Consider the following 15,003-nt stretch of genomic DNA (forward strand, 5'->3'; position numbering starts at 1 on the left):
CACCCTAGATCGCCGGTCGCGCGCCGTCGGGCGAGGTCACTCCCACAGCGCGTGATAGGCGTTGATCGCCGGCTGACCGCCGAGATGGGCGTACAGCACGTTCGAGTCGGCGGGGATGTCGCGGTCGCGAACGAGGTCGATGAGCCCCGCGAGCGACTTCCCCTCGTACACGGGGTCGGTGATCATCGCCTCCAGCTGCGCGCCGAGGGCCATGGCCGCCATCGTCGACTCGACGGGAATGCCGTACAGGTCCCCGGCCCAGCCCTCGAGCACCTGGATCTCGTCGTCGCGCAGGTCGCGGCCCAGCTCGATGAGATCGGCGGTGTGGCGCGCGATACGTGCGACCTGGTCCCGCGTCTTCTCGAGCGTCGCCGAGGCGTCGATGCCGATCACGCGACGCTTCACGCCGGTGACGTCCTCGAGGGCGGCGAAGCCGGCGATCATGCCCGCGTGCGTGGAGCCGGTCACCGTGCACACGACGATCGTGTCGAACGTGATCCCGAGCTGCCTCTCCTGCTCGGCGAGCTCGAACGCCCAGTTGGCGAAGCCGAGGCCTCCCAGCGGATGCTCGGAGGCGCCCGCCGGGATCGGGTAGGGCGTGCCGCCGGCCTCCTCGACCTCACGCAGCGCGTCCTTCCAGGAATCGCGGATGCCGATGTCGAAGCCGTGATCGTCGAGTCGCGAGTCGGCGCCCATCATGCGCGAGAGCAGGATGTTGCCGACGCGGTCGTTGGTGGGGTCGTCCCACGGCACCCACTTCTCCTGCACGAGGCGCGCCTTGAGCCCGAGATGAGCGGCCACCGCGGCCACCTGACGCGTGTGGTTCGACTGGTAGCCGCCGATGGAGACCAGGGTGTCGGCGCCGGAGGCCAGCACATCCGGCACGATGTACTCGAGCTTGCGCACCTTGTTCCCGCCGAAGGCGAGGCCGCTGGAGACATCCTCGCGCTTGGCCCAGATCTGCGCTCCGCCGAGGTGCTGGGTCAGCCGCTTCAGGTGCTGCAGCGGGCTCGGGCCGAAGGTGAGTGGATGGCGGGGGAACTGGTCGAGCTTCACGGGGTCTCCTCGTGTCGGGGGTCGGTAGGGGAGGCGTCGATGACGAGTGCCTGCCAGATCTCCTCGGCGAGCGCCGCCGCGGACTCGGCATCGCCGGCCGCGCACAGCTCGATGAACCGGTCGTGACGGGCCGCGGAATCCCTGCCCTCGTCGACCGATGCGAACCGCAGTCGCTCGGCGCGGTGGAGGATCGGCTCGTACTGCGCGATCACCGCCCGGGCGGCCGAGTTGCCGCACACGTCCACCGCGACGGCGTGGAAGGCGGTGTCGGCGACCAGCGCGCCGTCGGCGTCGCCGGCCGCGTGGGCGGCCGTGAAGCGGGCGTTGGCCGCGCGCATCCGATCGAGGTCGACGGCTGTCATGCGGGGCACCGCCGTGAGGACGGCGAGCCGGTGCATGGCGGCGACGACCCGCTGCGCGTCGCGCACGTCATCGCTCTCGAGGGGCGAGACCACGGTCGACCGCCCCGGCGAGGAGCGCACGAGCCCGGCCCGCCCGAGTTCGAGGAGGGCTTCGCGCACCGGGGTTCTGCTCACGCCCAGCCACGTCGCGAGATCGGCGTCGCGCACCTGCTCACCCGGGGTGAGAGTGCCGTCGACGATCGCATCGCGGATGCGGTCGAGAACATCGTCGCGCAGGAGGGGGCGCGGAGGTCGAGCCTCCGTGGGAATCGGCATGCAATATATTGCATACTCATCGAGCGTCATCTGTCAAGGCGATGCCGCGTCGTCGCGGTCCGTACACTTGTCGATCGTGGTCACCCGTCTGTCGCACCTGTTCCTCCGCACCCTCCGTGAAGATCCCGCGGATGCCGAGGTCACCAGTCATCGGCTGCTCGTACGCGCCGGGTACATCCGCCGGCAGGCTCCGGGCATCTTCGCCTGGCTGCCGCTCGGACTCCGCGTGAAGAACCGCCTCGAGCGCATCATCCGCGAGGAGATGACCGCGGCGGGGGCCCAGGAGGTGCACTTCCCGGCGCTCATGCCGAGAGAGCCGTACGAGGCGACCGGTCGATGGGAGGAGTACGGCGACGGGATCTTCCGGCTGAAGGACCGCAAGGACGCCGACTACCTGCTGGCGCCGACGCACGAAGAGGTTTTCACCCTCCTGGTGAAGGACCTGTACTCGTCGTATAAGGACCTCCCCCTGACGATCTACCAGATTCAGGACAAGTACCGCGACGAGGCGCGTCCGCGCGCCGGTCTGCTGCGCGGCCGCGAGTTCACGATGAAGGACGCCTATTCGTTCGATGCGTCCGACGAGGGCCTCGATGCGTCCTACATGGCGCAGCGCGACGCGTACGAGCGCATCTTCCAGCGTCTCGGCCTCGAATACGTGATCGTGCAGGCCGACGCGGGTGCAATGGGAGGCTCGCGATCGGAGGAGTTCCTGCACCCGACGCCGGTCGGTGAGGACACGTTCGTGCGCAGCGCGGGCGGCTATGCGGCCAACGTGGAGGCCTTCGAGACCGTTGCGCCGGAACCGGTCGCCATCGAGGGACAGCCGGCGCCGGTGATCTTCGACTCGCCGAACACGCCGACCATCGCCACCCTCGTCGACCACTGCAACGCCCACCTGGACGGCCGGTTCACCGCCGCGGACACCCTCAAGAACGTCGTGCTCGCCCTCAGGCACCTCGACGGCACCCGCGAGCTCGTGATCGTGGGAGTGCCCGGCGACCGCGACGTCGACGACAAGCGGGTCGAGGTCGCGTTCGCGCCCGCCGAGGTCGAGCCCGCGACCGACGAGGACTTCGCCCGCCACCCGGGCCTCGTCAAGGGGTACATCGGGCCGTGGTCTCCCGAAGGTGCGGTGCTCGGTGGGGAATCGACGACCGGCATCCGCTACCTGGTCGATCCGCGCGTCGTGGACGGCTCGCGCTGGATCACCGGCGCGAACATCGACCAGAAGCACGTGCACTCACTCGTCGCCGGCCGCGACTTCGTCGCCGACGCCGTGGTCGACGTCGCGAGCGTGCGAGAGGGCGACCCCGCTCCGGACGGCTCCGGGCCGGTGTCACTGGCACGCGGGATGGAGATCGGGCACGTCTTCCAGCTCGGCCGCAAGTACGCCGAGGCGCTGGGCCTGAAGGTGCTCGATGAGAACGGCAAGCTCGTCACGGTCACCATGGGCTCCTACGGCATCGGCGTCACCCGCATCCTGGCCATCATCGCGGAGCTCAACAACGACGATCGCGGTCTCATCTGGCCCACCTCGGTGGCGCCGTTCGATGTGCACGTGGTCGCAACCGGCAAGGATCCGGTGGCCTTCGAGCTCGCCGAGACGCTCGCCGCACAGCTGGAGCAGGCGGGGCTGGATGTCGTCTACGACGACCGCCCGAAGGTGTCTCCCGGGGTGAAGTTCGGCGACGCGGAGCTGGTCGGCGTGCCGCGCATCCTCATCGCCGGTCGTGGCGCGGCCGACGGCAACGTCGAGCTGTGGGACCGGCGCACCGGCGAGCGCGTGACGCTCCCGGCCGCCGACGCGGTCGCCGCCCTGACCTGACGCCCCTCTTGCCGGCGCGAAGGTGACATCGTCACGGCGAAGAACACCTAATCGTCGAGGCGGGCGTACTTCCCGCGCAGAACCGAGAAGACGCCATAGGCGATGAACCCGAACCCGACGCCGACGACGAGCGCCGGGCCGTAGGGGAGACCCACCAGCGTCTGGATGGCGCCGTCGAGGCCGCCGGCGGCATCCGCGTCGACGCGGACCGCGGCGACGAGCACCAGGATGCCCACCGTCACCAGCGAGATTCCCTTGGCGATGTAGCCGATGACGCCGATCACCACCACGGTCCTCCCCATCGCGCCGACGGGGAGATCGACCTTCTTCCGGAATCCGCGGCGGATGCCGATGACGACGAATCCGACGCCGATCCCGCCGATCACGAGTGCCCCGGCGCCCAGGAGGAAAGGACCGCCCGGGAGGGAGAGGACTCCGCGGCTGACGTTCTCGGTGCTCTGCTCGCCGTTCGGACGCGCGCCGAGGGCGACGGATGCGGCGATGCCGCCGAGGGCGAGGTAGACGACCGCGCGCGCCCACAGCGAGGCCCGTCGGCCCCACTTCTTCGCCGTCCCCTTGCTGCCGGGGCGATCACGCTGCAGGAACCCGTCGAGCACGTACCAGGCGCCGAGCGCCCAGAGGCCGGCGACGAGGGCCCACAGCGCCACGAAGCCCATCGGGGCGGCGGCGAGCGCCTTGAAGGCGCCGGACTGGTCGCTGTCGGCGTTTGCTCCGAAGGCGATGGAGACGATGATCGCGCCGAGGATCAGATGCAGAACGCCGTTGGCGACGTAGCCGAGGCGAGCGGCGATGCGCACCGCCGGCGCGGAGCTCGCGTCGCGTGCGGCGGCACTCGCGGATGTACCCATGCGGCAAGGTTAGCCGCGGCCCCGGGCGCGCCTGCGGGGTTGCCCGTCGCTCGCGGATATGTCAGTCGCGCGCGGACCTCTCGTGCAAGTGGTCGCGGTGCTTCTCCGCCTGGCGGCCGCGGGTCGTGAGATCGATCGGCCCGGTGACCGACAGCTCGTCCTCCCACATCTCGATGTTCGCCACCCCGGGCAGCCGGTCACGGGTGAAGACCGGGTCCTTGCCCTCGCGCCGCTGCTGCGTGTAGTCGCGAAGGAGCGCGAAGGCGATGCCCGAGAGGAGTCCGATCGCCACGAGGTTCACCAGGGCCATGAAGCCCATCGCGCCGTCGGCGAAGGTCCAGACGACGTCGGCCGACAGCAGCGCTCCGATCAGGACGGCAGCGATCGCGGCGATCCGGTAGCCGAGCAGCACCCCGCGGCTGCGGGTGATGAATTCGATGTTGCTCTCGCCGTAGTAGTAGTTGCCGAGGATCGAGCTGAAGGCGAGCAGGAAGATGATGACGCTCAGCAGGATGTTCGACCACTCGCCGAGGGTGCCGATGACGGCGCCCTGAGTCAGGTCGATGCCCCGCTCGGCGTTCGCCAGATCCGGAACCGACACCAGGATGATGAACGCGGTGATCGAGCACACCAGGAACGTGTCGAAGTACACTCCGAGGGTCTGCACGAGGCCCTGTTTGACCGGATGCGTCACGGCCGCCGAGGCGCCGGCGTTGGGCGCCGAGCCGAGACCTGCCTCGTTGGAGAACATGCCGCGCTTGACGCCCGTGAGGATGATGTATCCGAGCGTCGCGCCCACGACCTCGTTCGGCCCGAACGCCTGGGTGAAGATCGTCGCGACCGCAGCGGGCAGCCGGTCGATGTTCAGCGCGACGATGACCAGCCCGATGAGCAGGTACAGCAGTGCCATGAGCGGAACCAGGAGCTGGGTGACCGAGGCGATGCGGCGCACGCCGCCGAAGATGACCAGCGCCATCAGCGCGCTCAGGACGATTCCGATCACCCACGGCAGCCAGGCGGAGGCGGAGTCGTCGAGGCCTCCGGCGATCGTGGCCTGGATGGTGTTGGCCTGCAGCGAAGAGAAGGCGACGGGGAAGCAGATGATGAGGATGACGGCGAACACCACGCCCATCCAGCGGGCTCGCAGTCCGCGCTGCATGTAGTAGGCCGGGCCGCCGCGGAAGCCGTCGGCGTCGCGGGTCTTGTACAGCTGCGCAAGCGACGATTCGATGAACGCCGATGCACCGCCGATGAAGGCCATCAGCCACATCCAGAACACCGCGCCCGGACCGCCGATGGCGATCGCCGTGCCGACGCCGGCGATGTTCCCCACTCCGACGCGGGAGGCGGCGGAGATCGTGAATGCCTGGAACGCCGAGACCGACTGGGGTCTGCCCTCGGCGGTGCGCGGCGTCTTGTCGGTGAGGGTGCGGAACATCTCCGGGATCAGTCGGAACTGGACCACCCCGGATCGCACGGTGAAGTACAGCCCGAGCAGCACCACGATGGGCAGCACCAGCCACGTCCAGAGATTGTCGCCCCACGTGGCCAGCCACGCGCTCACATCCGCCATCCGGTCAGTATGGCGGTGATCGGGCGGCCGCGTCGACGCCGCAGCGGTTTCGACCTGCCTATGCTGACGAGGTGAATCGGGTGGACGCATGGCGACGGGGATTGAACGCCCTGCCGCGCCTGATCGCCGGCGCTCCGCCGATCGTGGTGATCCTTGTCGGCGGAATCGCGCTGCTGCTGGGCGCCCTGATCGTCACGCGGCCGCTGACCTCGCTCGTGCTGCTCACGGTCTACGTCGGATTGAGCGCGCTCATCTTCGGACTCGTCCAGTTCGCCGCACCCCACCAGGAGCGCGGATGGGCCGCCCGGATCTTCGCGGCGCTGTGGGTCGTCCTCGGCCTCGCGATGCTGCTGGGACTGGGACGCACCCTCGAACTCCTTCCGGTCGCCCTGGCGCTCCTTCTCCTCGTCGGCGGTGCGCAGGCCGTCGTCGATGCTCTGGTCGGCGGCACCCTCAGCCAGCGCGTGCTGTGGGCTGCCTCCGGCGCCGCGCAGATCGTCTTCGCGGTGCTCTCCCTCACCTGGCCCGACGTCACGGTGCTGGTGGTGGCCGTCGTCTTCGGCGTGCGCACCCTCGCATTCGGTGTGTCCACCGTCGTCCGCGGGTCGGTCGCCTTCACGCGGGCACCCCACGAGCGGGACGCCGCGCTGTTCGCCCGGTCCTCGCTCAGCATCGCGGAGGTTCATGATCGACGCGGGCGCGTGTGGGCGGCCGCGGGTCGCTATGCGCTGGCCGTCCTCCTCGTGGCCGTTTCGGCCGGCGGCTGGTGGCTCAACGACTGGCTCCAGGATGGCGCGCCCGTCGTCGACGCCTTCTACGATCCGCCTGCCGTTGTCCCGTACGACCACGGGCAGCTGATCCGCGTGGGTGACTTCTCGGGTCAGCAACCCGACGGCGCCGAAGTCCAGCGCATCCTCTACACCACCCGCGACGCACTCGGGCAGCCCGCCGTCGGCAGTGCGCTCGTGATCTCGCCGACCGCGCCCACGCGGGGTCTGCGCCCCGTGGTGCTGTGGAATCACGGCACCACCGGGGTCGCCCAGGGGTGTGCGCCGAGTCTGCGCGACGCCGCCGCGACGAAATGGTCCGTGCCGAGCCTCGACGAGGTGATCGACAACGGATGGATCGTCATCGCTCCGGACTACTCGGGGCAGGGGGCGCCGGGCACCTTCCCTTACCTCATCGGACTCGGCGAGGCGCGCTCGTCCCTCGACGCGGCCGTCGCCGCGCGGCAGATGGACGACCTCTACGCGTCCACCCGCACCGTCGTGTGGGGCCACTCCCAGGGCGGGCACGCTGCGCTGTGGGCATCGCAGATCGCCGACAGCTACACGCCCTCGCTGCAGGTTCTCGGGACGGCCGCCATCGCGCCGGCGGCCGATCCCCACGCCCTCGCCACCGAGCTGCTGCGCGAGAGTGCATCCGTGGAACTGTCCATCCTGATCTCGTGGGTGCTCGTGCCCTATGCGGACACCTACGACGACGTCGAGCTCGCCCGGTACGTCGCCCCCGGCGGCGAGGCGATCGTGCGCGAGATGACGCAGCGGTGTCCGTCCGAACCCGGTGTCGTCATCTCGGTCGCCACGGCGCTCGGCGTCTCGGAGGATCGTCCGCTGTACGTCGAGAACCTCGCGGCCGGACCCCTCGGGCAGCGCCTGCGCGAGAACACGCCGCAGGGTCCGTGGGAGACGCCGTTGCTGATCGCTTGGGGCGGAGACGACGAGGTCATCCCGCCGGTGCTGCAGGAGCGCTTCGTCGCCGACCTCTGCGAGCAGGGGGAGCACGTGCGCTTCCTCGAGTACGAGGGGTACGAGCACCTGAACGTGATGCAGCCGCGGTCCGCGCTGCTGCCGGTGCTCGTGCGCTGGACGAAGGACCGGTTCGAGCTGCGCGAACCCGCGCGCGACGACTGCGTGACCGGGGCGCTCCCCGGCTGAGCGGATCGCCTCCGGGGTGATCGGGTAACGTATACGGGATGCCGTCGGCCACGCCGCGACGGCGTGAGAGCTGAATAGGGAGGTCGACGTGGACATCGATCTGGGTCTGCTGCGGACGGTCGAGCGCGAGAAGGAGATCCCCTTCGACGAGCTGGTGCGCATCATCGAACAGGCGATCCTCACCGCGTACGCGAAGCACAGTTCGCCGTCCGGAGAGGTCCCCGACGGTGCTCGTGCGCAGCTGGACCGAAAGACCGGCCACGTGGCCATCTTCGTGCCCCTGCAGGATGACTCCGGCGCCGTGATCGGCGAGGAGGAGACCACTCCCGACAACTTCGGGCGCATCGCCGCCTTCGCCGCCAAGCAGGTGATCAGCCAGCGCCTGCGCGACATCGCGGACGACGCCGTGCTCGGAGAATTCCGGGGCAAGGAGGGCGACATCGTCGCCGGCGTGATCCAGCAGGGTCCGAATCCCCGCATGATCCACGTCGACCTCGGAACGGTCGAGGCGATCCTGCCGCCCGAGGAGCAGGTGCCGGGCGAGGAGTACACGCACGGCTCTCGCATCCGGGTCTACGTCACCAGCGTCTCCAAGGGGACGAAGGGGCCGTCGATCACCGTCTCCCGCACGCACCCGGGCCTCGTGCGCAAGCTCTTCGCGATGGAGGTGCCCGAGATCCCCGCCGGTCTGGTCGAGATCGTCTCGCTGGCCCGGGAGGCCGGGCACCGGTCGAAGATCGCCGTCAAGGCGAACGATCCGGCGATCAACGCCAAGGGCGCCTGCATCGGGGAGCTCGGCCGTCGCGTGCGCGCGGTGACCGAGGAGCTCGCCGGCGAGAAGATCGACATCGTCGACTACCACGCCGACCTGCCGACGTTCGTGGCCAACGCCCTGTCGCCGGCGAAGGTCACCTCGAGCTTCGTGCTGGACGCGAACAACAAGGCCGTGCGGGCTCTCGTGCCCGACTATCAGCTGTCGCTCGCGATCGGCAAAGAAGGCCAGAACGCTCGACTGGCAGCCAAGCTCACGGGTGCGAAGATCGACATCCAACCCGATTCCATTCTCGAGTAGCGGGCGGAGCGGGCGTATCGAAATCTCCGTGCGAACCCCGGCGTTCGCCGCCGTGGGAAACGTCTCGGGCGCCGAGGTGTAGGATGGAACCCGTACGAACGTGCGTCGGTTGTCGCACGCGTGCTTCCCGGTCCACTCTCCTTCGGGTGGTCGCCATCGATGACCGGCTCGTCCCCGACGACCGCGCTTCGATGCCGGGAAGAGGCGCGTGGGTCCATCCGACACCCGAGTGCATGACAGCCGCTCTGCGGCGACGTGCTTTCGTGCGTGCATTGCGTGTGTCAGGACCACTTGACGCGCAGACCATCGAGAAACGGCTGAACGGCTATGGAAACAAAGTGAACGGCTCGAAATGAGACCCGTCCGCGACTAACGGTCTGCCCTGCCTGGGTGGACCCCAGACAGGAGAATTGTGGCAAAACCACGCGTACACGAGATCGCTTCCGAGCTCGGCGTCGACAGCAAGGTGGCCCTCGCCAAGCTCAAGGAGCTGGGCGAGTTCGTCAAGAGCCCCTCATCGACGATCGAGCCCCCGGTCGCCCGCAAGCTTCGCGCAGCCCTCGCCTCTGAGGGCGGGTCGGCTGACGCCAAGCCCGCCGCCGGCGCGCCGAAGCCCGGTTCCGCTCGACCCGGCGCGACCGCTCCGAAGCCGGGTGCGGCACCCAAGCCCGGTGCGGCCCCGAAGCCGGGAGCCGCGACTCCGGCAGCCGCGGCGGCGCCCGCCGCGAGCGCTCCGAAGCCGGGTGCACCGGCGCCGAAGCCTTCCGCGGACGCACCCGCTTCGCGTCCCGGACCGAAGCCCGCCCCCGGCGGTTCGACGCCGCAGGCTCCCCGTCCCGGCGGCACCCAGCGTCCCGGCGGCAATCAGCGTTCCGGTGGCTCTCCCCGCCCGGGCAACAACCCGTTCGCGTCGTCGCAGGGCATGGGCCAGCGTCCCGCGGGCCCGCGTCCCGGAAACAACCCGTTCGCGTCGTCGCAGGGCATGGGGCAGCGCCCCAACCCCGGCAACATCCCGCGTCCGCAGGCCCCGCGTCCCGGTTCGCCGCGTCCCGGCGCCCCGCGTCCGGGCGGCGCCGGTCGTCCCGGTGGCGGCCGCGGCGGTGCCCCCTTCCAGCAGCGTCCGGGCGGCGCCGGTCGTCCCGGTGGCGGCGGCGGTGCCGGTGGCGGTTTCGCCGGTCGGCCCGGTGGCGGTTTCGCCGGTCGGCCCGGCGGTGGCGGCCGTGGCCGCGGCGGCGGCACAGCCGGTGCCTTCGGCAAGGGCGGCGGCAAGTCGAAGCAGCGCAAGTCGCGTCGGGCGAAGCGTCAAGAATTCGAGATGAGGGATGCGCCGCAGGTCGGCGGCGTCAACGTTCGCAAGGGCAACGGCGAGATCATCCGCATGCGCCGCGGCGCATCGATCTCCGACTTCGCGGACAAGATCGAGCAGCTCGCCGGCTACTCGGTGCAGCCGTCGACCCTGGTGACCATCCTGTTCAACCTGGGCGAGATGGCCACCGCGACGGAGTCCCTCGACGAGGCCACCTTCGAGGTGCTCGGCGATGAGCTCGGCTACAAGATCCAGATGGTCTCGCCCGAGGACGAGGACAAGGAGCTCCTCGAGGGCTTCGGCCTCGACCTCGAGCAGGAGCTCGCAGAAGAGGACGACGACCAGCTCGAGATCCGTCCGCCCGTCGTGACCGTCATGGGCCACGTCGACCACGGTAAGACGCGCCTTCTCGACGCGATCCGTGAGACGAACGTCACCGAGGGCGAGGCCGGCGGCATCACGCAGCACATCGGCGCCTATCAGGTGTGGACCGAGCACGAAGAGATCGAGCGCGCGATCACCTTCATCGACACCCCGGGCCACGAGGCGTTCACCGCCATGCGTGCCCGTGGTGCGCAGGTGACCGACCTCGCGATCCTCGTGGTCGCCGCCGACGACGGCATCATGCCCCAGACGGTGGAGGCGCTGAACCACGCCCAGGCCGCCGAGGTTCCGATCGTCGTGGCCGTCAACAAGGTCGACAAGCCCGACGCGAACCCGGGCCGGGTGCGCCAGCAGCTCACCGAGTACGGTCTCGTCGCGGAGGAGTACGGCGGCGACGTGATGTTCGTCGACGTGTCGGCCCGGCAGGGCACGGGCATCCAGGACCTTCTGGATGCGGTGCTGCTCACCGCCGACGCGGGTCTCGACCTGCGTGCGAACCCGAACAAGGACGCCCGCGGTGTCGCAATCGAGGCCAAGCTCGACAAGGGTCGCGGTTCGGTCGCGACGGTGCTGATCCAGTCCGGAACGCTCCGGGTCGGAGACGCCATCGTCGCCGGCACGGCCTACGGTCGCGTGCGCGCCATGATCGACGAGAACGGCGAGCAGGTCGCCGAGGCCGCTCCGTCGCGTCCGGTCCAGGTGCAGGGTCTGAACTCGGTGCCCCGTGCGGGCGATGTGTTCATCGTGACCGAAGAGGACCGCACGGCGCGCCAGATCGCCGAGAAGCGCGAAGCCGCCGAGCGCAACGCCCAGCTGGCCAAGGCCCGCAAGCGCATCTCGCTCGAGGACTTCACCCGCGCTCTCGAGGAGGGCAAGGTCACCTCGCTCAACCTCATCATCAAGGGCGACGTCTCCGGTGCCGTCGAGGCGCTCGAGGAGTCGCTGCTGAAGATCGAGGTCGACGAGTCGGTGCAGCTGCGGATCATCCACCGCGGTGTGGGTGCCGTCACCGAGTCCGACGTGAACCTGGCCACGATCGACAATGCGATCGTGATCGGCTTCAACGTGCGCCCTGACGCCAAGGCTCGTGAGCGCGCCGCGCGCGAGGGTGTGGACATCCGCTTCTACTCGGTCATCTACAACGCGATCGACGACGTCGAGCAGTCACTCAAGGGCCTGCTCAAGCCGGAGTTCGAAGAGGTGCAGTCGGGTGTCGCGGAGATCCGCGAGGTGTTCCGCTCGTCGAAGTTCGGCAACATCGCCGGAGCGATCGTGCGCAGCGGGACGATCACGCGCAACGCCAAGGCGCGCATCATCCGCGAGGGCGTCGTCATCGCCGATGGCCTGGCCATCGAGTCGCTGCGCCGCTTCAAGGACGATGTCACCGAGGTCCGCACCGACTACGAATGCGGTATCGGTCTCGGCAAGTACAACGACATCCAGATCGGCGACGAGATCGAGACGACCGAGATGGTGGAGAAGCCGCGCGGCTGACGTCCGTGTTGCTCCGGAGGCTGCCTTCCCTTCGCTCGCAGAGCGGGGACCCCGCCCGCTTCGCGGGCACCCCGATGCTCGCTCTCGGGAAGGCAGCCTCCTCGCGGCCGTGACGACAGCCGCCGGCGAGGAGAGGAAGAAGTGAGCATGGCTAACGAACGACAGGCGCGACTGGCGGACCGGATCCGCGTCCTCATCGCCGAACGTCTCGAGAAGGGGCTGCGCGACCCGCGGCTCGGCTTCGTCACCATCACCGACGTGCGGGTGACCGGAGATCTCCAGCATGCGTCGGTGTTCTACACGGTGCTCGGAGACGAGAAGGAGCGGGCGTCGTCGGCTGAAGCGCTGCGCGCAGCCACCGGGATGCTCCGCAGTGAGGTGGGACGCAAGCTCAGCGCCCGCCTCGTGCCGACCCTGGAGTTCATCCCGGACGGGATTCCCGAGAACGCCGGCCACATCGAGGAGCTCCTGCGCGAGGCGCGTGAGCGGGATGAGGCCGTGGCCGGGATCGCGGGAACGGCGAGCTTCGCCGGCGAGGCGGACCCCTACAAGAAGGTCCGCGACGACGACGAGGAATGAGCGCGTCGCGTTTCAGCGCGGCAGTCGGAGCATCCCGTCGACCGCCTCGATGAGCCCATCGGCCACGAGGGAGTCGATCGCGCGATCGCGCTGGACCGGGTCCGGCCACGCGGGGATGACCTCCTCGGCGGAGACCTGATGCGCCTCGATCTCCCGCAGCGCGGCGAGGATCGCGCCGCGCGCCTGTCGGTCGCTTCCCTCGTATTTCGCCTGCTTCTTGCGGGTGTCGCCGGTGTCGGGGTATCCGGCCGCCCGCCAGGCGCACTCGGCGGAGACGGGGCACGACCCGCATCGCGGTGATCGCGCGGTGCACACCAGCGCGCCCAGCTCCATCGCGGCGGCGTTGAAGCGTGCGGCGGCGCCGTCGTCCGACGGCATGAGCGCCTCCATCGCCGCGAGGTCGCGACGATGCGGCGCGCCAGGGTGAGCCTGACCGTCGATGATCCGCGCGATCACCCGCCGGGTGTTCGTGTCGACGACCGGATGGCGGTCGCCGTAGGCGAACACGGCGACGGCGCGGGCCGTGTAGTTCCCGATTCCGGTGAGTGCGAGGAGATCCTCGACCGAACGGGGAACGACGCCGCCGTGGCGCTCCGTGATCTCCACGGCGGCGCGATGCAGCCACAGGGCGCGGCGCGGGTAGCCGAGATTGGCCCACTGCCGGACGGCGTCGGCCGGGGGAGAAGCGGCCAGAGCCGCGGGCGTGGGCCAGCGTCGCAGCCACGCCTCGAGCAGCGGGATCACCCGGTTCACCGGTGTCTGCTGCAGCATGAACTCGCTCACGAGCACGCCCCAGGGGCCGAAGCCGGGGTGTCGCCAGGGGAGATCGCGCGCGTTGTCGGCGAACCAGGCGTTCAGCGGCGTGGCGATCTCGGCGCTGCGGGGCATCCCTCCAGCGTACGATCCGATGCCGCGCACGGGGCAGGCGAGCCGGGCCACGTAGGCTGGGAGGATGCGTCCTGCCCCCGGCATCCTGCTCGTCGACAAGCCGGGCGGCCTCACGAGCCACGACGTCGTCGCGCGTGCGCGGCGCGCACTCGGAACGCGGAAGATCGGGCATGCGGGGACCCTCGATCCCATGGCGACGGGCCTGCTCGTGCTGGGCGTTGAGGCGGCCACCCGCCTGCTCACCTTCGTCGTCGGCCAGGACAAGACGTATCGCGGGACCATCCGGCTCGGGGTGGCGACCGACACCGACGACGCGGACGGCGAGGTGACCGGCCGGATCGACGCCTCCGCCGTGTCATCCGACGCCGTGGCGGACGCCATCTCGCACCTTCGAGGAGACATCTCGCAGATCCCCAGTCGCGTGTCGGCGATCAAGGTCGACGGGCGCCGTGCGTATGACCTCGCGCGGGCGGGCGAGGATGTCGAGCTCGCCGCTCGAGAGGTCACGGTGTCGCGCTTCGACGTGATGGCCGAGCGGCGCGAAGGCGACATCCTCGACCTCGACGTCGTCGTGGACTGCTCCAGCGGGACCTACATCCGGGCGCTCGCGCGCGATCTCGGCGCCTCGCTGGGCGTGGGCGGTCATCTGACGGCGCTGCGGCGCACACGCGTCGGATCGTTCGACGTCGTCGATGCCGCGGCGCTCGATGACCTCGATGCGGCGCGGATGATGCCGGTCGCCGCGGCGGCGTGCGCGGTGCTGCCGCGGCTCGAGGTCACCGCCGACCAGGCCCGTGACCTGCGACACGGCAAGCGGCTGCACGGTCTTGCCGCGACGATCGATGCCCCGCGCGCCGCGGCGATCGCGCCGGACGGGACCTTCGTGGGGGTCGTGCGTCCGCGCGGCGACGATCTGCGGAGCGAGATGAACATGCCCGAGGAGGCCGGGGCGTGATCGAGTGGTTCACCTACGTCCAGGTCGCCATCGCCGTCGTCGCGGGTGCCCTGTGCGTCGTGCTCGGCCTCGCCGGACGCCGCCCGAGCGACCTCACCGTGGGCGCGCTCACGGTGGTCGAGCTGCTGCTTCTCGCTCAGATCGTGATCGCGATCATCGCTCCGCTCGCCGGCAACCCGCCGACCGGGAGCCTGCTCGAGTTCTGGGTCTATCTCGTCAGCGCCGCGCTCGTTCCGCCGGCGGCGGTGCTGTGGGCGCTGCTGGAGCGGAGCCGGTGGAGCACGGTCGTCCTCGGCGTCGCTGCGCTCGCGGTGGCGATCATGGTCTACCGCATGCAGGCGATCTGGGCCGTCCAGATCGCGTGACGCGGCCCGCTCGCGCGAGG

At 70.0% G+C, this 15,003-nt stretch carries 13 protein-coding genes; 8 read left to right on the forward strand and 5 right to left on the reverse strand.

The features are described from left to right. Nucleotides 1-36: 36 nt before the first annotated feature. Both ACGG9C_RS08610 and ACGG9C_RS08615 read right to left on the reverse strand, forming a co-directional pair. A complete protein-coding gene (locus ACGG9C_RS08610; protein WP_071045664.1) occupies nt 37-1,056 on the reverse strand; it encodes a 1-aminocyclopropane-1-carboxylate deaminase in 1,020 nt (339 codons plus the stop codon). Beyond that, nucleotides 1,053-1,733, reverse strand: coding sequence for a GntR family transcriptional regulator (locus ACGG9C_RS08615; RefSeq protein WP_071045665.1), 681 nt, complete (start codon nt 1,731-1,733; stop codon nt 1,053-1,055). Before ACGG9C_RS08615 ends, ACGG9C_RS08610 begins: the two co-directional genes overlap by 4 nt. Nucleotides 1,734-1,809: 76 nt before the next feature. On the opposite strand from ACGG9C_RS08615, the gene ACGG9C_RS08620 reads away from it, so the two are divergent. Then, nucleotides 1,810-3,561 carry a proline--tRNA ligase gene (locus ACGG9C_RS08620; protein WP_390178551.1) on the forward strand — a complete coding sequence of 584 codons (1,752 nt, stop codon included), beginning with the start codon at nt 1,810-1,812 and terminating at the stop codon, nt 3,559-3,561. Nucleotides 3,562-3,608: 47 nt separating this feature from the next. Here ACGG9C_RS08620 and ACGG9C_RS08625 read toward each other — a convergent pair whose 3' ends face one another. Next, entirely contained in the window at nt 3,609-4,430 is an 822-nt protein-coding gene (locus tag ACGG9C_RS08625) for a DUF1206 domain-containing protein (protein ID WP_071045666.1), read from the reverse strand. Nucleotides 4,431-4,491: 61 nt separating this feature from the next. Next, entirely contained in the window at nt 4,492-6,003 is a 1,512-nt protein-coding gene (locus tag ACGG9C_RS08630) for a sodium:alanine symporter family protein (RefSeq protein ID WP_286721290.1), read from the reverse strand. Nucleotides 6,004-6,074: 71 nt separating this feature from the next. Between ACGG9C_RS08630 and ACGG9C_RS08635 the strand changes: the two genes are divergently transcribed. The 5 genes from ACGG9C_RS08635 to rbfA all read left to right on the forward strand — a co-directional run bounded on the left by ACGG9C_RS08635 (nt 6,075) and on the right by rbfA (nt 12,775). Continuing rightward, complete coding sequence (locus tag ACGG9C_RS08635) at nt 6,075-7,940, forward strand: alpha/beta fold hydrolase (RefSeq protein WP_143003776.1); 1,866 nt, start codon at nt 6,075-6,077, stop codon at nt 7,938-7,940. 88 nt (nt 7,941-8,028) lie between these two features. Further along, nucleotides 8,029-9,012 carry a transcription termination factor NusA gene (gene nusA, locus ACGG9C_RS08640; protein ID WP_071045668.1) on the forward strand — a complete coding sequence of 328 codons (984 nt, stop codon included), beginning with the start codon at nt 8,029-8,031 and terminating at the stop codon, nt 9,010-9,012. Nucleotides 9,013-9,095: 83 nt separating this feature from the next. Then, nucleotides 9,096-9,368, forward strand: coding sequence for a YlxR family protein (locus tag ACGG9C_RS08645; protein ID WP_194383414.1), 273 nt, complete (start codon nt 9,096-9,098; stop codon nt 9,366-9,368). Between the two features lie 56 nt (nt 9,369-9,424). Then, nucleotides 9,425-12,196: a translation initiation factor IF-2 gene (gene infB, locus ACGG9C_RS08650; RefSeq protein ID WP_071045669.1), complete on the forward strand. Its 2,772-nt coding sequence runs from the start codon at nt 9,425-9,427 to the stop codon at nt 12,194-12,196. Between the two features lie 147 nt (nt 12,197-12,343). Next, entirely contained in the window at nt 12,344-12,775 is a 432-nt protein-coding gene (rbfA, locus tag ACGG9C_RS08655) for a 30S ribosome-binding factor RbfA (RefSeq protein WP_390178552.1), read from the forward strand. Between the two features lie 12 nt (nt 12,776-12,787). On the opposite strand, the gene ACGG9C_RS08660 is transcribed toward rbfA, so the two are convergent. After that, nucleotides 12,788-13,663: an A/G-specific adenine glycosylase gene (locus ACGG9C_RS08660; protein WP_390178553.1), complete on the reverse strand. Its 876-nt coding sequence runs from the start codon at nt 13,661-13,663 to the stop codon at nt 12,788-12,790. A 64-nt stretch (nt 13,664-13,727) separates the two neighbouring features. On the opposite strand from ACGG9C_RS08660, the gene truB reads away from it, so the two are divergent. Both truB and ACGG9C_RS08670 read left to right on the forward strand, forming a co-directional pair. Then, a complete protein-coding gene (gene truB / locus ACGG9C_RS08665) occupies nt 13,728-14,618 on the forward strand; it encodes a tRNA pseudouridine(55) synthase TruB (protein ID WP_390178554.1) in 891 nt (296 codons plus the stop codon). Then, nucleotides 14,615-14,983 (forward strand): hypothetical protein, encoded by a 369-nt coding sequence (locus ACGG9C_RS08670; protein WP_390178555.1) that lies wholly within the window; start codon nt 14,615-14,617, stop codon nt 14,981-14,983. Before truB ends, ACGG9C_RS08670 begins: the two co-directional genes overlap by 4 nt. Nucleotides 14,984-15,003 lie beyond the last annotated feature (20 nt).

The organism is Microbacterium sp. MTN4-26, from assembly GCF_042846595.1.
Classification (GTDB): Bacteria; Actinomycetota; Actinomycetes; order Actinomycetales; family Microbacteriaceae; genus Microbacterium; species Microbacterium luteum.